A 22,478-nucleotide genomic window follows, 5' to 3' on the forward strand; every position below is an offset into this window, starting at 1 on the left:
CGGCTCCAGAACTCCCTATGCTTAGCTTTTGCGGGGCTCTCTGGTCGTCAAGATCAGAATCAAACGGTATTGGTGCGCGTCAGTTGCTCAAGCAATTCCAGGTCGGTGTTCATCCCCGAGGTTTGCCGAATGCGCGAAAGGATGGTGCGTTTCAGCGTAACGAAGTCCTCGCTCAGTTTCATATCTTGATGGCGTTCGGCAGGCAGTGGCACCTCGTAGATTGAATCGATGCGCCCGGGGCGAGGGGCCATTAGCACCACGCGGCCACCGAGGTAGATGGCTTCCTCCACATCATGGGTTACGAACAGGATGGTGCTTTTTTCCAGGCGATGTACGTGGCGAATCAGATCGTGCATCACTTCGCGCGTCTGCGCATCGAGGGCACCGAAGGGCTCGTCCATCAACAGGATCTGCGGTTTGGGCATCAGTGCTCGGGCGATCGCCACGCGCTGTTGCATGCCGCCAGACAGTTGATTGGGGTAGGCATCACGAAACGCGGACAGGCCCATCAGGTTGATCAGCGCATCAGCGCGGCCGCTGGCCAGTTCGATATCACCTTCATTGCGTACCGTGTCGGAGACCACTTTCAGTTGGCGGCAGAATTTGATGTTCTGACTCACTGTCAGCCAGGGGTAAAGGCTGTAGTGCTGAAAGACCATGGCGCGGTCGATGCCTGGGCGGTCGACCACGCGCTCATCCACTTGGATCTGGCCGCTGCTGTGTTGTTCAAGGCCACCAATGCTACGCAACAAGGTGGACTTGCCGCAGCCTGAGGCGCCGACGAAGGTGATGAATTCGTTGGCGCCGATCTCCAGGCTCACGTTCTGCAGGGCTTGCACCGACTGCCCACGGGTTTGGAAAACCTTGCTGACCTGTTGAATGCGGATTTTCGTGTCTGTCATGGGGATTACCTCTTCAACCAAGGGAAGGCCGCACGGCCGAGCCAGCGAAATGCCTGGTCGGTGACCAGGCCGATGATGCCGATCAACAGGATGCCGGCAAAAATCTTGTCGGTTTGCATGTAGCGCTGCGCCTTCAGGATCGCGAAACCCAGGCCTGAACTGGAGGCCACCAGCTCCGCGACCACCAGGTAGGTCCAGGCCCAGCCACAGGTTACGCGTAGGGTGTCGAGTAAGGCTGGGCGGGCGGAAGGGAGAATCACCAACTTGATCACTTCGCCCCGGGTCGCGCCCATCGTTTGCGCCGCTTCAATCTGTGCCATGGGCACTCGGCGCACGTCTTCGGCCACCATCAACACCAGTTGAAAGAAGGTGCCAATGAAGATGATCGCGATCTTGGAGCCTTCGTCGATACCGACCCACAACATCACCAAGGGAATGAAGGCGGCGGCTGGCATGTAGCGAAAGAAGTCCGTCAATGGTTCGAGCACCGCCTGTACGGGCCGGTAGGTGCCGATGTACAGACCCAGGGGCAGGGCGAGTATCGCTGAGGCCAAAAAGCCGGCCATGACCCTGCACACGCTAATGCCGATATCGCCTAGCAGTCCGTCATCGCGCCACCAGTGCATGAGTCGGGACAGCACGGCCTCGGGGCCGGGGACGAACATCGGATTGGCCAGGCCCAGGGCGGTTATCCCCCACCACAGCAGCAGCGGCACCAGCAACCCCATTACGGCAAGGCTGGCGGTCGTAACGCGTGGCAGTTCGCCGCGAATTACCCACCAACGGCTGCGGGCGCGGGCCTTCTGGGGTGGGCTAACGGGGGCGGGTAGCGGTTGATGCGCGCTCATAGGGGAATTCCCGTGCAGTGAAAGTCTGTAAAAGGGTTCAGTCCAGCGTGCCAAGTCGCCGTTTCAAGCCAACATTCCGGCTCTGCGCCTGGTCATACATGGCGCGGTAATACGGCATCAAAGATTGCGCATGGGCCTGGGTGACCGAATGCTGTGCGGCGAGCGTGCGACCCAGTTCGCGAATTTCGTGACGCAGGGCGCGCACGTCTATGCCCGGGAATTCGCCATTGGCGTAAACCACTCGGCCATTCACCAAGGTGTAACGTACGCTGTGGCCGTCCTCGCAATAGATCAGTTGACGGGTCAGGTCGTTGAGCGGGGTGAATGCCCAAGTGTCCATATCCAGCAGGATCACGTCGGCGCGGGCGCCGGGCGTCAACTGGCCGATCTGGCCCTCGCGACGCAAGGCGCGTGCGCCCCCGCGAGTCATGCAGTGGAGGACTTCCTGCGCGTGGGGCCATTGCTGAAAATCGCTGCGGTCCAGGGTGTGAATCAGTGCCGCGGTCTTACCGGCAAACCATAGGTTGGCGGTGTCGTCGGAGCACAATTCATCGGTGCCGAGTGCAATCGGTACCCCCGCGTCGCGCAACGCCCGGAAGGGCATGACGCCGCTGCCCAAGCGTAGGTTGCAGACTGGATTGTGGGCCACCACGCAACCGGACTGAGCGAGCAGGGCAATATCGTCGGCGTCGATCCAGATGGCGTGGATGATCTGGCAGCGTTCATCCAGCACCTCACATTCCTGAAGCAATTGCACCAGCGACTGACCGTATTTCTCTTCGCCCAATACGCGTTGCAGTTTGGTTTCCAGCACATGGATGTTGAAGGGCAGATCCAGGCGCCGACTCAGGCGGCTCAGCGCCTGGAGGTAATTCGGGGTGACCCGCTGTGGCGCCGAACAGGACACCGCGACAGCGAGGCGCCCATCCTCCTGGCCATGCCAGCGTTCGATCAGGTAATCGTAGAGCGCCAGCAGTTCCTCGCCGCTCTGACGCGGCGCCTCGCGCATGCTCTGACGCAGGTCTTCAGGCAACAGGTCGTGGAGGAACGGGTACTTTTCATACTCCACCACGTTGGGCTGATCGATCGCGACGGTGGCGCGGATCCCGGCATCCCGGTACGCGTGCATCAATACGTCCAGGCTTTGTTCGGTCACTCGGGGCACGTGATAAGCATCATCGTGAACGCAGGTGATGCCCAGCTCCAACATTTCCAGGGCGGCCAGCAAGGTGCGCAGGTAAGCCATGCGCTCGCCGTCGCCGGCAGTGGCCAACGGTGGAACTTCGTACAGCATGAACAGCTCAAGTGGCAGGCTGTCGAGCTGGCCTTTGAGCAAGTTGCCGGGGGAGTGGAAGTGCGCATTGATCAGCCCGGGCATCGCCAGCATGCCTTTGGCTTCGATCACTTGCGCGCCGGCAGGCACCTGAGCATCCAAGTGCGGGCCGATCGCCGCAATGCATCCGTCGATGATCAGCAGGTCCGCTTCTTCATGCTCTGTGCCCGCGTCGTCCAGGCACAGCAGGTGAGCTTGTCGGATATGAATTGCCGTTGAATCAGGCATACGCGTCTCACTTCAGCCAAACGTTCAGTGCCGGGGTTCAACGCAAAAGGCAGGCCAATTGGCGGGTGCGGGCAGTGAATCGTGTGCAGGCCGCTCTAGGTGGAGCGTTGGTGCTGTTTGCGGGCCTGATGATTGTTAACAATCAGTTGATTTAATCGTTAACGATTGCACCAAGATAGTTAGCAATGCCCTATTGCAGTGCGGCTCTGTGCGGGCGGCGGTTCACCCGCAAACGCTCGAAAAATTGCACAACTGCCTGTTTCTACGGGGGTAAATTGACGAATGCGAAAGTTGGCCCGCTCTCTGCAAACGAGCTCATCAGACTTCTCCGCAGAGCTGAGCCGCCGACATGCGTATCCAAATTATCAATCCCAACACCACCGGCACGTTCACCGAGCGATTGGCGCTCAGCGCGCAGGCCATCGTGGCGCCAGGCACCGAAGTGTTTGCGACCCAGCCACTGCTCGGCACGCCGTCGATCGAAAGCCATACCGATGAGGCCTGGGCCGCGCTGGGGGTGATTGCTCAGGTGCAAGCCGGTGAGGCGAGCGGGGTGGATGCCTATGTCGTGGCTTGCTTTGGCGACACCGGGGTCGCCGCTGCTCGCGAGGTGGCGCACGGGCCGGTGGTGGGGATGACCGAAGCGGCGCTGTTCAGCGCCTGCCTGGTGGCCGCTACTTTCAGCATTATCACCTTGCCGCCGCGCACCCTGATCCATGCCCGCCGTGTCCTTCACGAATGTGGCATGCATCAGCGCTGCGCCGGGCTGCGTGCCATCGACGTGCTGGTCGATGACTGCCGCGAAGAAGACAACGCCATCCTCTACAAAGCCCTGCTCGATGAGGCACGCATCGCCCTGCGCGAGGATCGCAGCGAGGCACTGGTTCTGGGCTGCGCCGGCCTGAGCGAAATGGTCGAGCCACTGCAACGTACGTTAGGCGTGCCAGTGATCGACGGCGTCAACGCCGCGGTGAAAATGGCCGAGGGATTAGTGAGCCTGGGGCTCAAGACCAGTAAACAGAGCAGTTTCGATTTCCCCCCGCGCGACTTGCGTGAGCAGTGGCCGGCATTGTTCGCCTGATCCGGGTGCCGATGTTTTTTTATGGATTGCAGGAGCGCGTCATGTTGAAACACCCGCAACGCTACGCCTATACCCCGATCACCCGTGAAAACCCGCGCACCTGGCCCAATGGCACGCGCCTGGCGGTGTATTTCGTGATGGGGGTGGAAGAATACGACTTCGGTTCCGGGCTCACCGAGAACCTGATGCCGGGCATGCCCAACCCCGACTTCGCCAATGCCTCATGGCGCGACTATGGCAATCGGGTCGGTGCATTACGCTTGCAACAGCGGTTTGCCGAGTTCGACGTGCCGTTGTCGGTGCTGCTCAATACTGAGGTGTACAACCATTCACCAGGGCTGGTCGAACAGTTGCACGCCGCCGGCTGCGAACTGATCGGCCATGGCCTGAGCAACTCCGATACCTTGGCGGGTCGCGAGCGGGCCGATGAACGCGACTATCTGGGCGCAGTGGCACGCCGAATCGAACAGCACACCGGCCACGCGCCATTGGGTTGGTCAAGCCCCTGGCTGAGCCAGAACAACCATACCGTGGACCTGTTGGCTGAATGCGGTTATGGCTACGTGCTGGACCTGGGCATGGACGATCGGGCGGTGTGGCTGCAGAGCGAGCGCGGGCGTTTCCTGCATATCCCGTACGCCCTGGAGCTCAATGACAGCTCGACCATCATCGGACGGCAGGCCTCTGCCAGCGATTTCTGCCAGATGATCATTGACCAGTTCGACGAACTCCTTGGCGCGTCCGCCGATCAACCGCTGGTCATGTCGGTGGTGGTGCACTCGTTCATCAGCGGACAACCGTTCCGTCTGCGCCAGTTGACCCGCGCACTCCAGCATATCTGCGCCCACCGCGACGGTATCTGGCTGACCACGCCTGACCGAATCCATGACTGCATTCAAGCCGAACCGGGCCTTGCCTGTTAAACCCAATGTTTTGGAGCGCCTCATGATTTCATCTTCCGCCCGGCGGCCGCGCCGCCCAACACGGGCCGACGACAAGGCCAGCAGGGTTGAAAGCCCTGCCGGGGAACGCATGTACCTGGAGATTTTCAACGCCATCAGCGAGCAGCGCTTGCAACCTGGCACAAAGCTGACAGAAGAAGCCCTGGCCGACGCCTTTGGCACTAGCCGCGGTGCGACCCGGCTGGTGCTCCAGGCGTTGGCGCGGGACAAGGTGGTCACCCTTGAGCCAAACCGCGGCGCTTTTGTCGCCACGCCGTCGCCCGCAGAGGCACGTGAGGTGTTCGATGCACGCAAGGTGGTCGAAGTGGCCCTGGCCGCCCGGGTAGTGGAATGCATTGACGCCGCCGGGATCGCCCGCTTGCGCGAACACATCGAGAAGGAAACGCTGGCCGAACAGGCCGCGGATCGCTCAGCCGAGCTGCGCACCTCTCACGATTTTCACGTACTGCTGGCCCAACTCTACGGCAACTCAGTACTGCATGAACTGGTGCGTGACCTGATGGCGCGTTCGGCCTTGATTACCGCGATCTATGAACGACCCCATAGCGAGGCGTGCTCTCACTCGTGCCATGGCGATCTAGTAGACCTTCTGGAAGGGGACAAGACGCAATTTTCCCAAGCCATGCTGGCGCACCTGGAAGACCTGGAATCGCAGTTAGTACTGATCGAGCCCAAAGCCACACAAGTTGACATCAAGACCCTGTTTGCCGACATCGCAAACTGACCCTTAAGCAGCGGGCCACCGGTGTGGTCCGCCTCCCATGATCCATCGTAAAGGAATGACCCCATGACGCTTCCGTTTGCTGTTCGTTCGCTGCGTAATGCTGTAGTGAGTGCTTGCCTGATAAGTGCTGTCGGCCTGTTTCCGATCGCGGCCCAGGCCGTTGAAAAGTTGCGCATCGGTACGGTGGTCTGGGTAGGCCAGGCGCCTTTCTATGTGGCCGACAAGTTGGACCTGTTCAAGGCCCATGGCTTGAAGGTGGATTTACAGATGTTCAGCGACCCCACCATGGTTCCGACCGCCATGATGGGCAATGCGCTGGATGGCGGCACCCTGACCTATGATCAGGTGGTCAGTGCGGCGGCGCGTGGTATCGCGCAAAAGGTGGTGATGCCCATCGACTTCTCCAATGGTGGTGACGCGATTGTTGCCGACCAGTCGATCACGTCGGTCAATGACTTCAAGGGTAAGAAAATCGGCTTCAGCCCGCTGTCGACCTCCGACTTCCTGTTGGCCTATGCCCTCAAGAGTCACGGCATGAGCGACAAGGACATCGTGCCGGTGAGCATGACTCCGGAAAACGTCCCCAGCGCCATGGCCTCCGGCAGCTTGCCGATTGGCGTCACCTACGAGCCAAACGTGTCCCAGGTCGTGGGTCAGCCAGGTAACAAGTTCCATGTGGTGTACTCATCCAAAGAAGCCCCGGGTCTGATCACGGATGTGTTGGTGTTTGACGAGCATGTGATCGCCAAGCGCCCGGCCGCCATCAAGGCGTTGATGCAAGGTTACCTGGATGGTCTCGCCTACATCGAGACCCATCCGGATGAGTCGGCAGTGATCATCGCCAAGGTGTTGGGTGTCAGCCCTGAAGAGGCCAAGGAACAGCTCAAGACTGTCTACAACATCAAGTTGCCAGAAATGGCAAAAAACTTTGAAAAGTCCGACGCCACCACGTCGTTCTATGGCAGTGGTGAGCTGATTGCCCAATTACTCAAGGCCAATGGACAAATCACCAACATTCCTGACTTCGGCACTACCTTTGACACTCGGTTTGTTAACGAACTGACTCGCTGACCCAGGCGCCGGGGCAGGTGTTTTTGAGTTGCCTGCCCCGGTGCACGATCAAGCGGGTGCCTCCGGCGCCGAGTTTTGTTGAACAAAGCGGTCAATCAACCACCTTGCGGCGGGGCCTGGTGGTAAATCCGTGCGGTGATGATGTCGAAGGAATATTTTCCGCTTTTGTATTCCGGCAAGTTCAGTCGCACGAGTCGGCCGCTGTCCAGATCTTCCTGGACCATAGGGGCTGGCATGTTCCCCCAGTCAATGCCTTTCCCACGCCAATTCTTTCGATACCGCTGATTCCCTCATTCATTGGCCCGCTCACACCAACTATCGCGCCACGGTTGATCACCAGATCCGTGACAGCGCCAAGCGCTTCCATGTGTAGGTGGAGTGCGACCGTGGGGAATTCTGCTCGAAAGGATTTGAGGGCGTCTACCACACGTTCGGCGGGAAGCATCACATCGAGCACTACGTGAACTTCGGCTTCGAGCCCTTGCAGCAGGCCTTTGACCTTGGCGCGCAGTCCATGGATACCGTTGGCGATGGTTCTGGCTTCGGCCAGATATTAGCCCGCAGAGTAGCGGGTCGCAGGGCGGTTCATCTACAAGCGTGAGCAGGCCAATTCTGATAAGGACTTACTTCGCTCATTCAGATTTAAACATCGGAAATCTCTGATGGTAGTTATTTTTTAGCTGTTTCTATACTGGCCCCCCATTCAGAGGTTTAAACCTCACAACGGGTGACGCACATAGTGACGCAGTTGAAGTGACTGCTAGCGGCGGAGAAATATCATTCTCGGCTAGAGGGTTATCCTGGAGGGCGGTAAAAAACAAGAAAGCTGTAAATCAAGTCTGAATAAGCTGCGGGTGTCTGGCTTGTTCGGGTTTTGAGTATCTGCATTTTGCTTAGTTGAATAATAAGAGCGGCGCTCAAATCGACTCAGACGGTTTGGCGCTACAAGATCTTCTATAGCTATTAATCAGAGCCTGAAAAAATGAACTTCTATGAACTCATCGGTTATGACCGTGACGGAACTGTTCGTGAACTTGATACGGCGCTAAACAAGGGAACTCTAACCACCAGGGATGTGACGTTTTCAGCGCTTGGTTTTAATGCCCCAGGCTGGATTGCAGCCTCCTCGATGTCGATTCTTTACTCAATATCGGGCCACCATGCTCCGCTGGCCATTTTAATTGCGTACTTCTTTCCAATGTTGGTCATGGCTTTCTGCATGATCTCCCTCACTCGACAAGCACCGTCGGCAGGCGGAGTGTTTACCTTTACATCGCGATTTCTCCATACCAGCGTCGGGACCATTCTCGGTTGGGCGTACGCTGTGGCCTGCACGGCAGTGATGGCCATGTGCGCAATCATTGGAACCGAATATATCCAGGCGTTGTTCCCGGCCTTGGCGGGTCCGCTTAACGCTAAATTGATCGGGACGGGTATGGTTCTGATCTTCCTGGCCATTTCCTGCAAGGGCGTCAATGCCACCGCCAAGATCGCCAGCATCTTTCTGATTTTCGAGATCAGTGTTGTTGCCGGGCTCGGGTTGATGGGCATCATTAACCCTCAGGTTCCCGATTTGTCGGTTATGTCCATGTATACGCTGGAAGGCTCAGGTGGCTGGTCAGCAATTGGGCCAGGGGTGCTGTTCGGAGTATGGATGCTCGCCAACTTCGATTCTGCGATCAACTACATCGAAGAGTCGCGTATTCCCGTTCGAACCGTGCAACGCTCCATGCTGCTCGTTTTGACCTCCGCCTTTGTTATTTACACCCTCGCGGCCATCGGCTGGCAGTACGCCGTGCCAGTAGAGAAATTGGCGGCAATCATTGAGGACGGCAACGGTGGGCCAATCGCAGCGGTCGCGAACGTTTACTTGCCACCGGCCATGGCCTGGATTGCATTGTTCGTCGTGATTACTTCGGCATGTGCCGGTATGCAAATCTCTTCGAGTGCGGCGGCCCGTACACTCTATCGAATGAGTGAAGAAGGACATCTGCCGGTGGCGCTTAGCGCCGTTAACAAAACCAAATCGCCGTGGCTCGCCAGCGTTATCGTCGCGGCTGTCGCTATTTCCCTGCTCTGGTGGAAACCGCTGGATAAGATTGTCTGGTACTACGATGTGGTGACTATCACGCTGGTGATGTCTTACATGGCGGCTATCGCAGCCTTTATTGTCATGACTTTCCGACGTCAGCGTTTCGGCATCGCGTTGGCGCTGTCGATTCCTGCTGCTCTCGCCATTCTGGTTCTGGGATACATCGGTTATACCGCCGGCGCTAATCCAGTGTCGCCAGAGGATCAATACACCGCTTGGTACCTGGGCGCGCTGACGATTCTGTCTGGCGCGTTGATTCTGGTATGGCAATCGCGTGTCTCCAGGAAACCCGTGCTTTCTAAAGTGCAAGAGTCCTGATTTCCACGCGCGGCGTTCATTTAAAAAAGCATGGGTGAACTTATGAAACGTGTTGTCGTTATTACTGGGGCTGGAAAGGGCATAGGGCTGGCAATCGCCAAGCGTTTTGCTGCAAGCGGTGATCATTTGGTACTCAATTACTTTGACGACAAGGATCAATTGGACGCTGTGATACGTATTGCCCAAGACAACGGTGGTGATGGCATCACCGTTCAAGCGGATATCAGTCATCCCGAAGCTGCTGCAGGAATCATCCGTGAGGCGGAGAGTCGCTACGCAAGGGTCGATATTCTGGTCAACAATGCCGGCAGACTGGTTTCGGCGACAGTAGAGCAAACGACCTGGGCGCAATGGGAGCAGATGATCAGTACCAATCTCGGGGGCACATGGGCCTGTATGCAGGCCGTGTTACCGGGCATGCTGGCACGCGGTCAGGGGCGGATTATCAACATCAGCTCCGAGCTGGGGCTGATTGGATTTCCCACCTACGCCGCGTACTGCGCCTCCAAGGGTGGGGTGATCGCGCTGACAAAAGCAGTTGCCAAGGAAGTTGCCCCTCGAGGTGTATTAGTCAACTCGGTGGCGCCGGGGCCGATTGAAACAGACATGCTGATCAACGACACCATCGAATACAACGATGAGACCCGCGCGACCATTCCATTGAAGCGCTTTGGCAAGCCGGATGAAATCGCGGCCATGGTCGAAGCCTTGGCCGGGCCCGCGGGTGATTATATGGTTGGACAGATCATTAGCCCCAATGGCGGCGCTGCGATCTAGTTGGGCATCTCGAAGTTTAACTTCACTGAGTCATGAAATTCCCAGTCAAGTAAGTGACTCTTATTTTGCTAATAACAAGAAGGATACAACATGAGCGCTGTAATGATTACCGGTGGGTTAGGTTATGTCGGCAGGTACCTGACGAAAAAGCTCAGCGAGCAAGGCATCAAGGTGATTAGTTACAATCGTGACTACTCCGAAGCCCAGTCGGAATTCATGACCCCTGTACAGGGGGAGTTATACGATATACCGAGGATTGTCAGAACCATCCAGCAATATGGAATTGATCGTGTCATTCATACGGCGGCCATGTCACATCCCGACTTGTCCATAGACTTACCTATTACAACTGTGGCGGCGAATATCGATGGCACCGTCCATTTGCTTGAGGCCATGCGATTGGCGGGTATCAAGAAACTCGTCAACTTTTCCTCTGAAACGGTGTACGGGCACTTCGAGGGTGTGATCAATGAACAGACACCGACTTACCCAACGACTCCCTATGGTGTAACCAAGGTTGCCACCGAGCATTTTGGCCGAGTCTACAATGACCTTTATGGTATGGAAGTTATCTCACTGCGAATTGCCGAAGTGTATGGTCCTGAAAACAAGATGCCACAAGTTCTCAGGGATATACTTAAAACCGTTCATCGTGGTGAAGCCTTTTCCTTGCCTTCCGGCGGAGATCATCGGTTCCACTATATTCATGTGGAAGACGTTGTGCGTGCCGTACTGATGGCGGCTGAAACCAGAGATCTGAAAGGCGGTGTGTTTAACATTGCCGGTGACCGCTCTTGGACGCTGCATGAAGCCGTTGAAATAATCAGGAAAATTATCCCTGGGGCCCGAATTGAAGTGGGCGATGGATATTGGCATCTCGACCGCCATGGGGAATGGGAGCTAAGCGCAGCCGAGCGGGAGCTGGGCTATCGAGCGCAATGGTCACTTGAAAAAGGGCTCACGCATTATTCCAACTGGTTGCTTGATCACGAGTATTGAGAGAGGGCTGGGTCGCTGTTGTGGGTGATTCATTAACTTTTAATATCAACGGGTGATTAAGCATGATTGAGAATCCTATTGTTTGGCCCAACGGGGCTCGCTGCGCCGTAGCCTTTACCTTTGATATGGATGCGGACAGCATTCTGCATGTGGCGCACCCCAAAGATTCCGCAACACGGGTTGCCAGTATTTCAATGCTGCACTATGGACCCAAAGTGGCCATTCCAAGGATTTTGGAAACCTATCGACGCTTCGAGATCAAACAAACATTTTTCATACCGGCCTGGTGCATCGAACAATACCCAGAGGCCATTGAGGCGATCGTCGAGGGTGGACATGAAATTGCCCATCACGGCTATATCCATGAACATCCAAACGAGCTGACCCGGGAAGAAGAAGCTTATTGGCTCGATCGGGGTTGCGACACCATCAAGCGATTCACCGGCCAGGCACCGCGAGGCTGGCGGGCTCCCCTCTACAATATGTCAGAGCACTCGGCTGACTTGCTGATCGAGCGCGGCTTCAGTTATGACGCCTCTTTGATGGGGGATGACGTGCCTTACCTGTTGCGCACGGGTGTGGGCGAGCTGGTGGAGCTTCCATCCAGCTGGGCGCTGGATGACTGGCCTCAGTACATGCATAGCATCGATCTTGATTTTCAGATGCCGATTCAGTCGCCGCAACGCGCCGTCGAGGTGTTCAAGGCCGAGTTCGATGCCGCCTGGGAGTATGGCGCTCTCTTCGTACCCGTCTGGCATCCTTTCCTTTCCGGTCGTTTGTCACGATGGCATGAAGTGTCGAAGTTGATCGAATACATGATGGCCAAAGGTGATGTCTGGTTTGCACGGATGGATGAAATCGCCGCGCATGTCCAGCGCAGTGTATCCACGGGCACCTATAAACCACGGATTGACAGGCTGCCTTATTATCAGGGACCGGTTACAGCGCATCAGTAGCCGTTCTGAGGGTGAATGTTTCGTGCGTAGTGGGTTCTTTTTGTCATTGATGTTGGGTAGGCGACCCTCGATGGGGGTCGCACTGCCTGAATGATGCTTTTCACACACTGTTTTCGCCGAATCGCTCAGTGGTGTAATTGGGCTTGGTAAACAAGCAAGTTTGTATAGACCAAGGCCAACAGGGGCGCTTCCACGCCTTTCGCTGTCGCCCTCTCCAGAAGGTCTCCAATGATCTGATCGGCTTCGATTGCGCGGCCTGCCATCAGATCTCTATACATCGACGACGTTTGTGGGGAGCCTTGCAGCGTGAGAAGACGATAGGCTTGCGTCAGGAACGCTTCACTCAGTTCTTGACCCGTAGCACGGACAATGGACACCACTTCGTCGATCGTACGCATCGCAAATTCGTGGCCGCCCTTTACCGATGCGACATCCCCGATGCTGCCTCTCATCAGGCAATTAATGCTCCCCATCGCCGCGAGCAATGTCCATTTCTCCCACATGTCCCTCAAGATCGTTTTCGACGTTTCCGCATCAAATCCGGCGTTGCGCATGAACTCGTGCACGAGCGCGATTCGATCTGAATCACCGCCGTCCAACTCGCCATAGGCGATGTCGTTGAACGTGCCCTGTTGGATGATGCGGCCACTCTCATCAAGACTTGTCGCGACTTTGCATACGCATCCCAGCAAGCGGTCAGCACCGAATTTTTCCGTGATCACGTCCATGTGCCGCATGCCGTTGAGCAACGGCAGGATGACGGTGTTTGGGCCCACAGCTGCGGCCATGTCTTGCAGGGCTGAGTCGAGCGCGTAGGCTTTGACTGCAAGCAGAACGATGTCGAAGGCGCCCTTGATTTGCGACGACGTAATCAGCTGCGGCTTTATGTCGATGTCACCGGCGGGGCTTCTGACGCATAGGCCGTGCTGCTCGAGCAGGCTAAGTCGTTGCGATCGCACAAGGAAGGTGACATCACGACCTGCCTTGGCCAGCTTTGCACCGAAAAATCCACCGGTTGATCCGGCTCCCACGATCAAAATTCTCATTGGTTGAATCCTCGGTACAGCAGGGGGGTAACGTGTGAATCAGCATGGCTTCAGTTCTGCGCCTCTATGCGCAACGCCGACAGGGCCTGAATGCCATGGATCCGGTCTAGTCCAGGAAAGCATTCGCTTGCATCACAAAATCGTCGGCATATTGGAACAGTGCGCCATGCCCCGAGTTTGGATAGATCAGTAACTTGGCGTTCAGAATATGCTGTTGCAGCGTGTAGGAGTTTTGGGTCGGCACCATCACATCTTTGCTACCGTTGACCACCAGGGTGGGCTGGGTAATTTTGCTCAGTTGCGAAAAAGTGCCGTCACCGGGCACGTTCCACTTGCCGAGCGCTGCGCCTTGAGCGGCGATGACTTTCATGGAATTGAGCTTATCGCGCCGCCGCGCGGCGACGTTCCCGCCAGGATTAGCCGACGCACCAGTTGCGGATGGCGCAGGGCAACTTCCTGAGCCACCATGCCGCCGATTGAAAAGCCCAGCACGTCCACCTGCGTCAACCCACGGGCGCGGGCAAATTCGGCGACGCCATCAGCCATGGCTTCAAACGAATCGGGTGTTTCGCCACCGCTAAGGCCTACGCCGGTATTGTCGAACAGATACACCGATCGTTGTTTTGCCAGGCCATCGGTGAGCGCCGGATCCCAGTAATCCATTTTGCCGCGAAAGTGCTGGAGCAAGATGACCGGAACGCCAGTTTGTGCCCCGAACTGGCGATAGGCATAACGCACTCCGTCAGCTTCGACGAATTGATTGGGTGCGCTGTTATGCGTGGCAGCCGGCGCCGCGATGGCGCCACTGACTGAGATGGCAAAGAATGTAGCCCCGAGGGCCAGCCGCTGGAAGAGGTGCATGTTGTGCCCCTTATGCGACTGTTTCGGGTTTCAAGTAGGCCGCTTGCTCAGTAGACAAGCTGGCTTTTATGGCGCGTGTGCCTTTGTCTGCGAGCACTTCTTCCAGGCCTGCTTCCACCCCGTCCAGTGACTGGATCACGACTTCGGATGGCTGGACTTTCGGCACGTCAAAACCATGGGTCAGGTCGGTGTCGATGAAGCCTACATGCAGGCCTTGCACGCAAGTGCCCTGGCCATGGAGTTCGATGCGCAGTGAGTTAGTGAAGCTCCACGCTGCCGCTTTCGATGCCGCATAGGCGGACAGGAAAGGTACGGCAACCCAAGTCGCATCCGACAGTACGTTGACGATCGCTCCACCGCCGTTGGCTTTAAGTACAGGTGCGAACGCCAGGCTGACGTGCATGACGCCGTAGTAATTGGTTTCGAAGATTTCGCGGGCGGCTTCCACCAGGCCAGGGTCAAGCATGGAGGGCAGCAAGCGCGCAATGCCCGCATTGTTGATCAGCAGCGTCACGTCGCCAGCCTGCGCGACTGCGGCGGCAACCGATACCGGGTCGCTGACGTCCAGGCGAATGGCGATCACGCCTGGAATGTTGACGCCCTCGGGATTGCGCACTCCGGCGTAGACCTTGCGCGCACCTCGCGCCACGAGTTCTTTCGCGAAGGCAAGGCCGAGACCACGATTGGCGCCGGTAACCAATGCAACGGAATTCTCGATTTTCATTGTTATGTGCTCTGAGGAATGAGTGGCTCGTACCGCCGCAAGATTGCGCTCACAATCATTAAAGTCAATGCTCAGTTGGAAATAAGGGAAATGCTTTTGAATATAGGGGTTTTGAATGATTGTGGGTGCAACTATAATGTGCAAAAATCCACGCAAAGGAGCCTTGTCATGAAAATCTCGAAAGAAAAGGCAGAGGCCAATCGCGCCGCATTGGTTGAGACGGCGAGCCGCCTGTTTCGGCAGAAAGGGATCGATGGCGTGGGCGTTGCTGAGATCAGCAAGTCGGCTGGCTTGACGCATGGCGCGCTGTACGCACACTTCCCATCCAAGGAAGCATTGGCGGCCGAGGCGCTGGCGTGGAGCCTGGAGCAGAGCAATGCCAAGCTCTATTCGGGTACGGTGGATGGCGAGCCAGACCTGGAACGCTTTCTCTGCGACTATCTGTCCGTCGACAAGCGCGACGATTACGCCAACCACTGTGCAATGGCCGCGTCAGCCAGCGAAATTGGCCGTCAGGATGTGGCGACCAGCTCTACGTATACCGAGGGCTACCTGGTGCTGGTGCGGGCATTCGAGCGTAGGGTTGCGGCTAACAACCCAGGTGTCGACGCGCTTGCGACCGCCATGGGCATCGTTGCAGCGATGGTCGGCGGCCTCTCGGTTGCGCGTGCCACGGCGAAGGCCAGACCGGAGGTGTCGGCGCAGGCACTGCGGGGCGTGCGTCACATGATCGACGCCGCGCTCGGCAAACCGGCCTGATTGGAAAGACATGCGATAAAAACGTGCCCGACTGTATTACATCCAGTTCAGCCTATCGATGAAGGGGCTCATGGGCTTTAGGCCCATGCTCATTGGCCACGTGCAGTTCGCAAGAAAAGCGCGTTGGCGCCCCGGATGCTACCGCGAAGTACGGGAGATCTGGCCTTTCATTGTCGGGGGGCTAAAGCCACGTATTCACCACGCGCCGATCCAGCTCCTCCCAATCCGCCATGCCCAGCACTCGCGTGGTGTTCAACCCGCGCAAATAACCACGCAATTGATTGGCGGTGGCCCTCGCAAGCTCCGAGTCGGGCGTGTTTTTACTCAACAGTACGGTTTCGTACTCGACCAGGTATTCGGCCACCCGGTCACGGAAATCGGGCAAGACGGCGTCGCGGATCAAGTCAAAAGTTCTCACGGAGAGATCCTCATCAAATCGGGTGGTGATTGAGTGTGTATCCGCCTGCACGGCGCGCAACTATTGCTAGACGTAATAGTGACCATCAAGAAACGCAGTTTCTGCTTTGTCGACAATAGTCGGAAAATCGCGTCCATCGAACACGCGACTCAAAAAAATTTCGCGATGAAGACATCGACCTGACCGGCACTGGTCAGCCCGGCGGTGACGCAACACCGTTTCTGATGAACCGAACTTTTTATTTTCAGGATGAGACTAATGCGCCCTTTATTCTTGCCGGCCATGGCGTTTGCCTCTGTGTTGCTCGCCGGGTGTGCTTCCGCGCCGAATGCCCCAACCCTGACCTTGCAGACCAGCAAGACCCCTGCTCAATACGCCGACTGCGTCGTGCCGAAATTGCAGGGTAGTGCGTTGAGCCCGACTGTCTCGCAAACCTCGCGCAGCTACCGGATCGTGGTGCCTAGCAAAGTCTCGGCGGACAACGTACTGGAAGCCTACAAGGCCGGGAAGGGTGGCAAGGTGTACATCTACGAGCGCCATTTGCTGGCCTCGAACTTCCTGCCTTCGACGTTTGAACGCGCCGCGCAGGAATGCATCTGACTCCGGCTCGTAAGCGCTTTTCATTGAGCTCCTTTGGTTGGCCGCAACCAACCAATTTTTAGCCCCGCACCGCATTCGGTTGTGGGGCTTTTTTCTGCTGGAAGACCCGGGCAACTTTGGGGCGAACTCGTGCGACTGGGGCTCCGATTTTCCACGTCAGCGCTGGCGTGCCCGTAACAGCTGCATTGTCACAAGCGTCCGACTTCTTGTTCTTGGCTAAGGCGCTCACAGAAGACACAGTCTACGCAAGAGACACCGACCGTCATGCTTGGGATGCACATTATTTGACGGCAATGGGTAAAGCGCTGATTGACGATGTGGTGAAGGCGGTTACGCCGAGATCTGCGAGAACAGATAAGAAAGCCGCAGAATAGCGGTTAGCCCGCCGTATAAAAGCCCCAAGATTTCGGGGCTTTCAGTTTCGAATAGAATTACGTGAGCTCATCAGCAACCTCGTCGCCGTTGAGCATGCAAGCGAAGACGTCCCACAGGCCTCTTTCCTCGCTAACTGGTTGATTTACGCCCGCTTTGCCATCAACAACACCGAAGCCGCCGCCGACAACAACCCCGCGCAGCACCGATTGAAAATCCGCTTGCCGGAAGGCTCGGCAAACCAGCGACGCATGTGCAGCCCCATGTAGGCGTATGCACTGATCGCAATCCATTCCAGCATCAGGAACAGCGCGCCGAGCAACGCGAATTGCGGTGTCACCGCGCGGGTCGGGTCGACGAATTGGGGCAGGAATGCGGTGAAAATCAGGATGGCTTTGGGATTGCCGGCCGCCACCAAAAATTCCTGCCGCGCCAAGGCCAGCACACCGACCGGTGCGCGGGTGTCGACGCGCTCGGCGCCAGGGTCGGCGCGCCACAATTGCCAGGCGAGGTAAAACAGATAGGCCGCGCCGAGAATCTTGATCCCGTAGAACAGCATTTCTGAGGTTTGCAGCACCACCGCCAATCCGGCGGAGGCGAGGGCGATCATGCCGGCGAATGCCAGCAACCGACCGATCCCGGCCACGCAAGAGGTACGATAGCCGTAACGTGTCGAGTTGCTGACGGACAGCAGGTTATTCGGGCCGGGCGCCATGTTCAGGGCGAAGCACGCCGGCAGGAAAAGGGTGAGGGTGGCGAGGTCCATAATGAGTCTCCGAAAGCCAGAGCTCTATTTTTATCATGGGCTGCGTGTGGTTCGCCCGGTACAGCCATGGACGCATGCCGCAGTACACTTTTATCTGGCAAACTTTCTCGCGCCTGCGACGCATAAGATTACGGCCACGGTGACACAGAGCATGCCGCTGCTGACCTGCTCGTACAGCAACGTCGCCGCCAACGCCAAGCCGAAAAACGGCTGTAATAACTGAAGCTGTCCCACCGCCGCTATCCCGCCCTGCGCCAGCCCTCGATACCAAAACACAAAGCCGATCAGCATGCTGAACAGCGACACATACCCCAGGCTCAACCAGGCCGGCACGCTGATCCCGGAAAACGAAACAGGCATCCGCCACCAGGTCAACACAGTCATCAGCGGTAGCGACAACACCAAAGCCCAGCAGATCACCTGCCAGCCGCCCAGTGTTCTTGAGAGTTTTGCGCCTTCTGCATACCCCAGGCCGCACGCCAGAATCGCCAACAGCATCAAGACGTCGCCGACGGGGGAAGCACTCAGCCCTTGAGAAACGGCGTAGCCAATCACCAGCAAACTCCCCAGCACCGAAAACAGCCAGAACGCCGGCCGTGGTCGCTCGCCACCGCGCAACACGCCGAAGGAGGCAGTGGCGAGCGGCAGCAGGCCGACAAAGACGATGGAATGCGCCGACGTCACGTATTGCAACGCCAGCGCCGTCAGCAGGGGAAAGCCAATCACAACACCCAGTGCCACGATGACCAATGGCAGCAACTGGCTGCGAGCCGGCCGCTGTTGCTTGAACAACCACAGCATGCACAGCGCCAGCACGCCGGCGATGGTGGCGCGGGCGACCGTCAGAAACACGGGGTCGAATTCGAGTACGGCCACCCGGGTGGCGGGAAGAGAGCCGCTGAAGATCAGCACGCCGATGAAGCCATTGATCAGCCCGCTTGCGTGCTTGTCCAGCGTTGGGCTTTTCAGCGTTGAGGTCCGTTCCATCGAGCGTCTCCGTGTCGGGTTGTGTGAATCGCATCCTATGAGCGAAGATTGAGAACAATCAAAAAATTGTCATGGATACATCCCACGATGCCACGCTCTCGCTACAAGTCGCTGGTGGACACCCTTGCCGCCGATATTCACTCGGGGCGCTTACTGCCCGGCACGCGCTTGCCGACGCACCGCCAGTTGGCCCTCAGCGAAGGCCTGGCGCTGGTCACGGCCAGCCGGGTCTATGCCGAGCTGGAAGCCATGGGCCTGGTGAGTGGTGAAACCGGGCGCGGGACGTTTGTCCGCGAGACCTCGTTGCCACCCAGTCATGGCATCGATCAGCCGGACGTCGCGGCGGGGGTTGTCGACCTCAACTTCAACTATCCCTCGCTGCCGGGCCAAGGCGATCTGTTGCGCAATGCCTTGCGCCAACTCGCGTTGTCCGGCGACCTGGAATCTCATTTGCGCTATCAGCCCCATGCCGGGCGTGCGCATGAGCGCGCCTCCATCGCCCGCCATTTGCGTAGCCGTGGTCTGACGGTTCAAGCCGAGCAGGTGTTGATTGTCAGTGGCGCCCAGCATGGCCTGGCGGTGACGTTGATGGCGCTGCTGCGACCCGGTGACGTGATCGCGGCCGATGCACTGACCTATTCGGGCTTCAAGGTGCTGGCAGAAGCGCTGCACCTTGAGATCGTGGCTATCCCCGTCACAGCGCAGGGGCCAGATCTGGCGGCACTGGAAAAGCTGTGCCGCAGCCGGACAGTGCGCGCCGTCTACACCATACCGACCCTGCATAACCCGTTGGGCTGGGTGATGGGCGCCGATCAACGCGAACACCTCGCGGCCATTGCGCGCAAGCATGACTTGCACATCATTGAGGATGGGGCCTACGCGTTTCTCGCCGATGAAGCGCCGCCGCCCATCGCTGAACTGGCCCCGGAACGGACCGTCTACGTGTCCGGCTTTTCCAAGAACGTCGCCACCGGTCTGCGCGTGGGTTTCATCGCGGCACCGGCGCAAAGAGTGGCCGCACTGGAGCGCACGATCAGGGCGACTACCTGGAACACCCCGGGCGTCATGACGGCCATCGCCTGCGCCTGGCTCGAAGACGGCACCGTCACCCGCCTCGAAGCGCAAAAGCGCGAGGACGCGCAAGCCCGACAGAAATTGGCCGATGAGGTGCTGGGCGGCCTTCACGTTATCCGCCACCCGTCGTCGTACTTTCTGTGGATACCTCTGTCGGAGGACGCACGGGCAGACCAGATCGCCGTGGCCTTGATGCGTGAACAGGTCTCGGTATCCACCGCCGAGCCTTTTGCGGTTTCTGTTCATGTTCCGCACGCCCTGCGGTTGGCGCTGGGCTCGGTGGACCTGGACACGCTTCGACACGCGCTGGTGAAAGTGAAGTGGGTGGTGGAGGCGCATACATAAAATGACGGTCTACAGCCTGATCGTGACGCCTTTTGTGGACATCGCCTGCAAAATCCGCCTCACCCATACCGGAACAGACTTTTGCACCCGCAGCAGGTGAACGGTCGGAGGACGTTCCGCTTCGGTAACAGTGCGTCCTCAAAGTAAGGATGATTAGGCAGTTTTCTTCAATACGCGGAGCCGGGTGCTCAGTACCGTGAGCGCTGATTTCCCTGAATTGAAGAAGGTGTGCGATGAGTCTGATTATCTCCATGGCGACGTTTGCGCTGGTGGCGTCCATAACGCCGGGGCCGGTGAACATTGTGGCGTTGAGTTCGGGGGCGCAGTTTGGTTTCCGAGCCAGTCAACGGCATGTCGCCGGGGCAACCCTGGGGTTTGTTGCATTGCTGGTGTTGATGGGGCTGGGATTACACGAGGTCTTGCAGCTGTGGCCAGCGCTGACGCGAATGGTGCAACTGGCGGGCGTGGCATTTTTGTTGTTCATGGCCTGGAAACTGGCGGCGGACGATGGCCGTCTCGATGCCAAGGCGTCGGCAAAGGCGCCATCGATGGTGTATGGCGCGGTCATGCAATGGCTCAACCCGAAAGCCTGGCTGGCCTGCGTGGCGGGGATGGGCGCCTTCGTCGCGGACGGCGAGGCGCGGTTGGTGTGGCAGTTTGCGGCGGTGTATCTGGTGATCTGTTATCTGTCGGTGGCTTGCTGGGCGTACGCAGGCACATTTTTGCAGGGCTATTTGCACAACCCCGCCGGGATGCGTTTGTTCAATCGGGTCATGGCCTCATTGCTGGGGGGCAGTGCGGTTTATCTGCTGTTGTCCTGAACGCACTGCTGTCCACACGGGCGGAAAAGTAGGCAACGGTGACCTGGGTCTCCGCACTTTGGTGGCTGCTGAGATTTTCGTAGACGTAATAAAGACGGGCATTTTCATCAACATGAAAGGCCACTGCCTGAGGGATGGATCGTTCGGATCGAATCCTGACAAAATCGGGATGCCGAATAAGTCTCGCCAGACTAAAAGCGCCTGGACGATGCAGGTCGTCAAAGTCGGCTCCTTCTATCCGGGTGGCTGCCAATCGGTCCCATTCCCACCCGATGGATTCTTTCACACCTTGATCGCCGATAAAGTTGAAAGTGGCTTCGGTGATCAATTGCTTTTGATGTGGGTTGTTAGATTGAAAGAGGGGGTTGTTTAAATAGCTCAAGTTGGAAGCTCCGTCTTCTGGTCGTGATGGGGGGCGGGAGCATAAGTGTCTGTGCAGGAAATTGCTGTTGCGCTTGTATGTCGGTGTGTTGTGCTTTTGAAAAATCGTTGGTTAGTTTGTATATGTAACTAATGTTTAATTTGCAAGATCGACCGAAAGTTTAAATGTTAACCACGATACTGCCCTGGTGTCGCCGCCAGGTGCTGTTTAAACGCCCGTTGAAAATGTGCCTGATCCGAAAATCCCGCTTCCAGCGCTACATCCGCGATCAACTTGCCGTTGCGCAGTTGATCGCGGGCAAACTGGATACGCCTGTTGACCAGAAACGCATGGGGCGTCATGCCGTAATGCTGTTTGAAGGCGCGGATCAGGTACGACGGTGACAACTGAGCGGCTTCGCAAATGTCTTCGAGCTTGAGCAGTTGCGTGCAGTTGTCGCGGATGTAATCGGCAGCCCGTTCCAGTTTGAAATTGGGCTCGCGCAGCGGTGGGTCAACGGGGTTGAGCCGCTGTTGTACGTCAGTGAAAAACTCCACCGCCGCGCTGTGTTTGCACAGTACGTCCTGCAGGGGGTCGATCAGTATTTCGTACAAACCTTTCAGGCCGGCAAACAAATGGATATCGCGGGTATGCGTGGTGGAAAAACGCCGAAACGCCGAGTCCTGGCTGAATCCAAGCTGATGCTGCAAGTCGGTCAGCCAAAGGGTTTCGACGTACAGCATCAGGTACGACCATGGCTGGTCGTGGATCGGATTACAGGCGTGAACGTCGTCCGGATTCATCAGCACCACGGTGCCGGTGCTGACCTGAAACGCCGACTGCTCGTGGAGGTAAGTGCTGCACCCTGCAGTGATCGCACCGATGGAAAAGTGCTCGTGGGCATGCCGGGTGTAGCAGACGTCACGGCCGTCGGCGATGGCGCGGGCCTCGATGAAGGGCAGGGCCTCATCACGCCAGAAGCGCGGGGCCTTGTCAGCGTTTTTGGCAGCGGCGTGCTTCATCGTCAGCGTCCTTGGCGGGCTAGCCTTGGAG

At 57.6% G+C, this 22,478-nt stretch carries 25 protein-coding genes and 1 pseudogene; 13 read left to right on the top strand and 13 right to left on the bottom strand.

Translation table 11 applies throughout. The annotated features are described in order from the left end of the window. Positions 1 to 59: 59 nt before the first annotated feature. The 3 genes from AC3ISI_RS11920 to AC3ISI_RS11930 are packed head-to-tail and all read right to left on the bottom strand — an operon-like array spanning position 60 to position 3,311. The gene (locus tag AC3ISI_RS11920; RefSeq protein ID WP_489337133.1) at positions 60 to 902 is read right to left on the bottom strand and encodes an ABC transporter ATP-binding protein; all 843 of its coding nucleotides are present in this window, start codon (positions 900 to 902) and stop codon (positions 60 to 62) included. Between the two features lie 5 nt (positions 903 to 907). Then, positions 908 to 1,750: an ABC transporter permease gene (locus AC3ISI_RS11925; RefSeq protein WP_489337134.1), complete on the bottom strand. Its 843-nt coding sequence runs from the start codon at positions 1,748 to 1,750 to the stop codon at positions 908 to 910. 37 nt (positions 1,751 to 1,787) lie between these two features. Then, positions 1,788 to 3,311 (bottom strand): amidohydrolase family protein, encoded by a 1,524-nt coding sequence (locus AC3ISI_RS11930; RefSeq protein WP_489337135.1) that lies wholly within the window; start codon positions 3,309 to 3,311, stop codon positions 1,788 to 1,790. 349 nt (positions 3,312 to 3,660) lie between these two features. On the opposite strand from AC3ISI_RS11930, the gene AC3ISI_RS11935 reads away from it, so the two are divergent. The 4 genes from AC3ISI_RS11935 (at position 3,661) to AC3ISI_RS11950 (ending at position 7,149) form a co-directional block, all read left to right on the top strand. Further along, positions 3,661 to 4,392 (top strand): aspartate/glutamate racemase family protein, encoded by a 732-nt coding sequence (locus AC3ISI_RS11935; protein ID WP_489337136.1) that lies wholly within the window; start codon positions 3,661 to 3,663, stop codon positions 4,390 to 4,392. A gap of 41 nt (positions 4,393 to 4,433) precedes the next feature. Further along, a complete protein-coding gene (locus AC3ISI_RS11940; RefSeq protein WP_489337137.1) occupies positions 4,434 to 5,315 on the top strand; it encodes a polysaccharide deacetylase family protein in 882 nt (293 codons plus the stop codon). 22 nt (positions 5,316 to 5,337) lie between these two features. Beyond that, a complete protein-coding gene (locus tag AC3ISI_RS11945) occupies positions 5,338 to 6,078 on the top strand; it encodes a GntR family transcriptional regulator (RefSeq protein WP_489337138.1) in 741 nt (246 codons plus the stop codon). Positions 6,079 to 6,141: 63 nt separating this feature from the next. Beyond that, positions 6,142 to 7,149 (top strand): ABC transporter substrate-binding protein, encoded by a 1,008-nt coding sequence (locus AC3ISI_RS11950; RefSeq protein ID WP_489337139.1) that lies wholly within the window; start codon positions 6,142 to 6,144, stop codon positions 7,147 to 7,149. 48 nt (positions 7,150 to 7,197) lie between these two features. Here AC3ISI_RS11950 and AC3ISI_RS11955 read toward each other — a convergent pair. Next, positions 7,198 to 7,699: pseudogene (locus AC3ISI_RS11955) on the bottom strand (LysR family transcriptional regulator); the annotation flags it as partial. 432 nt (positions 7,700 to 8,131) lie between these two features. On the opposite strand from AC3ISI_RS11955, the gene AC3ISI_RS11960 reads away from it, so the two are divergent. The 4 genes from AC3ISI_RS11960 to AC3ISI_RS11975 all read left to right on the top strand — a co-directional run bounded on the left by AC3ISI_RS11960 (position 8,132) and on the right by AC3ISI_RS11975 (position 12,291). Continuing rightward, the gene (locus AC3ISI_RS11960; RefSeq protein WP_489337140.1) at positions 8,132 to 9,559 is read left to right on the top strand and encodes an APC family permease; all 1,428 of its coding nucleotides are present in this window, start codon (positions 8,132 to 8,134) and stop codon (positions 9,557 to 9,559) included. 42 nt (positions 9,560 to 9,601) lie between these two features. Beyond that, a complete protein-coding gene (locus AC3ISI_RS11965) occupies positions 9,602 to 10,336 on the top strand; it encodes an SDR family NAD(P)-dependent oxidoreductase (protein WP_489337141.1) in 735 nt (244 codons plus the stop codon). Positions 10,337 to 10,426: 90 nt separating this feature from the next. Then, positions 10,427 to 11,335, top strand: coding sequence for an NAD-dependent epimerase/dehydratase family protein (locus AC3ISI_RS11970; RefSeq protein ID WP_489337142.1), 909 nt, complete (start codon positions 10,427 to 10,429; stop codon positions 11,333 to 11,335). Between the two features lie 62 nt (positions 11,336 to 11,397). Beyond that, positions 11,398 to 12,291 carry a polysaccharide deacetylase family protein gene (locus AC3ISI_RS11975; protein WP_489337143.1) on the top strand — a complete coding sequence of 298 codons (894 nt, stop codon included), beginning with the start codon at positions 11,398 to 11,400 and terminating at the stop codon, positions 12,289 to 12,291. A 125-nt stretch (positions 12,292 to 12,416) separates the two neighbouring features. On the opposite strand, the gene AC3ISI_RS11980 is transcribed toward AC3ISI_RS11975, so the two are convergent. The 4 genes from AC3ISI_RS11980 to AC3ISI_RS11995 form a co-directional block, all read right to left on the bottom strand. Then, positions 12,417 to 13,337 carry a ketopantoate reductase family protein gene (locus tag AC3ISI_RS11980; RefSeq protein ID WP_489337144.1) on the bottom strand — a complete coding sequence of 307 codons (921 nt, stop codon included), beginning with the start codon at positions 13,335 to 13,337 and terminating at the stop codon, positions 12,417 to 12,419. Between the two features lie 106 nt (positions 13,338 to 13,443). Beyond that, positions 13,444 to 13,707, bottom strand: coding sequence for an alpha/beta fold hydrolase (locus AC3ISI_RS11985; RefSeq protein ID WP_489337145.1), 264 nt, complete (start codon positions 13,705 to 13,707; stop codon positions 13,444 to 13,446). Beyond that, a complete protein-coding gene (locus AC3ISI_RS11990; protein ID WP_489337146.1) occupies positions 13,704 to 14,198 on the bottom strand; it encodes an alpha/beta fold hydrolase in 495 nt (164 codons plus the stop codon). Before AC3ISI_RS11990 ends, AC3ISI_RS11985 begins: the two co-directional genes overlap by 4 nt. A 10-nt stretch (positions 14,199 to 14,208) precedes the next feature. Continuing rightward, entirely contained in the window at positions 14,209 to 14,922 is a 714-nt protein-coding gene (locus tag AC3ISI_RS11995; protein WP_489337147.1) for an SDR family oxidoreductase, read from the bottom strand. Positions 14,923 to 15,090: 168 nt separating this feature from the next. Between AC3ISI_RS11995 and AC3ISI_RS12000 the strand changes: the two genes are divergently transcribed. Next, positions 15,091 to 15,681, top strand: a complete 591-nt coding sequence (locus AC3ISI_RS12000; protein WP_489337148.1) for a TetR/AcrR family transcriptional regulator — start codon at positions 15,091 to 15,093, stop codon at positions 15,679 to 15,681. 181 nt (positions 15,682 to 15,862) lie between these two features. Here AC3ISI_RS12000 and AC3ISI_RS12005 read toward each other — a convergent pair whose 3' ends face one another. Further along, the gene (locus AC3ISI_RS12005) at positions 15,863 to 16,099 is read right to left on the bottom strand and encodes a hypothetical protein (protein WP_489337149.1); all 237 of its coding nucleotides are present in this window, start codon (positions 16,097 to 16,099) and stop codon (positions 15,863 to 15,865) included. A gap of 258 nt (positions 16,100 to 16,357) precedes the next feature. Between AC3ISI_RS12005 and AC3ISI_RS12010 the strand changes: the two genes are divergently transcribed. Continuing rightward, a complete protein-coding gene (locus AC3ISI_RS12010; protein ID WP_489337150.1) occupies positions 16,358 to 16,699 on the top strand; it encodes a hypothetical protein in 342 nt (113 codons plus the stop codon). Positions 16,700 to 16,815: 116 nt separating this feature from the next. Next, entirely contained in the window at positions 16,816 to 17,073 is a 258-nt protein-coding gene (locus tag AC3ISI_RS12015; protein WP_489337151.1) for a DUF3077 domain-containing protein, read from the top strand. A gap of 143 nt (positions 17,074 to 17,216) precedes the next feature. Here the strand turns inward: AC3ISI_RS12015 and AC3ISI_RS12020 are convergent, their stop codons facing one another. Beyond that, entirely contained in the window at positions 17,217 to 17,837 is a 621-nt protein-coding gene (locus AC3ISI_RS12020) for a LysE family translocator (RefSeq protein WP_489337152.1), read from the bottom strand. A gap of 90 nt (positions 17,838 to 17,927) precedes the next feature. Further along, positions 17,928 to 18,824: a DMT family transporter gene (locus AC3ISI_RS12025; protein WP_489337153.1), complete on the bottom strand. Its 897-nt coding sequence runs from the start codon at positions 18,822 to 18,824 to the stop codon at positions 17,928 to 17,930. An 87-nt stretch (positions 18,825 to 18,911) separates the two neighbouring features. Between AC3ISI_RS12025 and AC3ISI_RS12030 the strand changes: the two genes are divergently transcribed. Together AC3ISI_RS12030 and AC3ISI_RS12035 are read left to right on the top strand one after the other, a co-directional pair. After that, positions 18,912 to 20,243, top strand: coding sequence for an aminotransferase-like domain-containing protein (locus AC3ISI_RS12030; protein ID WP_489337154.1), 1,332 nt, complete (start codon positions 18,912 to 18,914; stop codon positions 20,241 to 20,243). Between the two features lie 233 nt (positions 20,244 to 20,476). After that, positions 20,477 to 21,064: a LysE family translocator gene (locus AC3ISI_RS12035; RefSeq protein ID WP_489337155.1), complete on the top strand. Its 588-nt coding sequence runs from the start codon at positions 20,477 to 20,479 to the stop codon at positions 21,062 to 21,064. Here AC3ISI_RS12035 and AC3ISI_RS12040 read toward each other — a convergent pair. After that, positions 21,015 to 21,446 carry a hypothetical protein gene (locus tag AC3ISI_RS12040; protein ID WP_489337156.1) on the bottom strand — a complete coding sequence of 144 codons (432 nt, stop codon included), beginning with the start codon at positions 21,444 to 21,446 and terminating at the stop codon, positions 21,015 to 21,017. The genes AC3ISI_RS12035 and AC3ISI_RS12040 overlap by 50 nt on opposite strands. Before the next feature lie 167 nt (positions 21,447 to 21,613). Continuing rightward, positions 21,614 to 22,447: an AraC family ligand binding domain-containing protein gene (locus AC3ISI_RS12045; RefSeq protein ID WP_489337157.1), complete on the bottom strand. Its 834-nt coding sequence runs from the start codon at positions 22,445 to 22,447 to the stop codon at positions 21,614 to 21,616. Between the last annotated feature and the right edge of the window lie 31 nt (positions 22,448 to 22,478).

The sequence above is a fragment of the Pseudomonas sp. GL_139_B genome, assembly GCF_057834475.1.

What these genes read in the sequence shown, in the direction of transcription:
- AC3ISI_RS11920 (WP_489337133.1), bottom strand. Translation starts at nt 902, where the DNA reads ATGACAGACACGAAAATCCGCATTCAACAGGTCAGCAAGGTTTTCCAA.
- AC3ISI_RS11925 (WP_489337134.1), bottom strand. Translation starts at nt 1,750, where the DNA reads ATGAGCGCGCATCAACCGCTACCCGCCCCCGTTAGCCCACCCCAGAAG.
- AC3ISI_RS11930 (WP_489337135.1), bottom strand. Translation starts at nt 3,311, where the DNA reads ATGCCTGATTCAACGGCAATTCATATCCGACAAGCTCACCTGCTGTGC.
- AC3ISI_RS11935 (WP_489337136.1), top strand. Translation starts at nt 3,661, where the DNA reads ATGCGTATCCAAATTATCAATCCCAACACCACCGGCACGTTCACCGAG.
- AC3ISI_RS11940 (WP_489337137.1), top strand. Translation starts at nt 4,434, where the DNA reads ATGTTGAAACACCCGCAACGCTACGCCTATACCCCGATCACCCGTGAA.
- AC3ISI_RS11945 (WP_489337138.1), top strand. Translation starts at nt 5,338, where the DNA reads ATGATTTCATCTTCCGCCCGGCGGCCGCGCCGCCCAACACGGGCCGAC.
- AC3ISI_RS11950 (WP_489337139.1), top strand. Translation starts at nt 6,142, where the DNA reads ATGACGCTTCCGTTTGCTGTTCGTTCGCTGCGTAATGCTGTAGTGAGT.
- AC3ISI_RS11960 (WP_489337140.1), top strand. Translation starts at nt 8,132, where the DNA reads ATGAACTTCTATGAACTCATCGGTTATGACCGTGACGGAACTGTTCGT.
- AC3ISI_RS11965 (WP_489337141.1), top strand. Translation starts at nt 9,602, where the DNA reads ATGAAACGTGTTGTCGTTATTACTGGGGCTGGAAAGGGCATAGGGCTG.
- AC3ISI_RS11970 (WP_489337142.1), top strand. Translation starts at nt 10,427, where the DNA reads ATGAGCGCTGTAATGATTACCGGTGGGTTAGGTTATGTCGGCAGGTAC.
- AC3ISI_RS11975 (WP_489337143.1), top strand. Translation starts at nt 11,398, where the DNA reads ATGATTGAGAATCCTATTGTTTGGCCCAACGGGGCTCGCTGCGCCGTA.
- AC3ISI_RS11980 (WP_489337144.1), bottom strand. Translation starts at nt 13,337, where the DNA reads ATGAGAATTTTGATCGTGGGAGCCGGATCAACCGGTGGATTTTTCGGT.
- AC3ISI_RS11985 (WP_489337145.1), bottom strand. Translation starts at nt 13,707, where the DNA reads ATGAAAGTCATCGCCGCTCAAGGCGCAGCGCTCGGCAAGTGGAACGTG.
- AC3ISI_RS11990 (WP_489337146.1), bottom strand. Translation starts at nt 14,198, where the DNA reads ATGCACCTCTTCCAGCGGCTGGCCCTCGGGGCTACATTCTTTGCCATC.
- AC3ISI_RS11995 (WP_489337147.1), bottom strand. Translation starts at nt 14,922, where the DNA reads ATGAAAATCGAGAATTCCGTTGCATTGGTTACCGGCGCCAATCGTGGT.
- AC3ISI_RS12000 (WP_489337148.1), top strand. Translation starts at nt 15,091, where the DNA reads ATGAAAATCTCGAAAGAAAAGGCAGAGGCCAATCGCGCCGCATTGGTT.
- AC3ISI_RS12010 (WP_489337150.1), top strand. Translation starts at nt 16,358, where the DNA reads ATGCGCCCTTTATTCTTGCCGGCCATGGCGTTTGCCTCTGTGTTGCTC.
- AC3ISI_RS12020 (WP_489337152.1), bottom strand. Translation starts at nt 17,837, where the DNA reads ATGGACCTCGCCACCCTCACCCTTTTCCTGCCGGCGTGCTTCGCCCTG.
- AC3ISI_RS12025 (WP_489337153.1), bottom strand. Translation starts at nt 18,824, where the DNA reads ATGGAACGGACCTCAACGCTGAAAAGCCCAACGCTGGACAAGCACGCA.
- AC3ISI_RS12030 (WP_489337154.1), top strand. Translation starts at nt 18,912, where the DNA reads ATGCCACGCTCTCGCTACAAGTCGCTGGTGGACACCCTTGCCGCCGAT.
- AC3ISI_RS12035 (WP_489337155.1), top strand. Translation starts at nt 20,477, where the DNA reads ATGAGTCTGATTATCTCCATGGCGACGTTTGCGCTGGTGGCGTCCATA.
- AC3ISI_RS12045 (WP_489337157.1), bottom strand. Translation starts at nt 22,447, where the DNA reads ATGAAGCACGCCGCTGCCAAAAACGCTGACAAGGCCCCGCGCTTCTGG.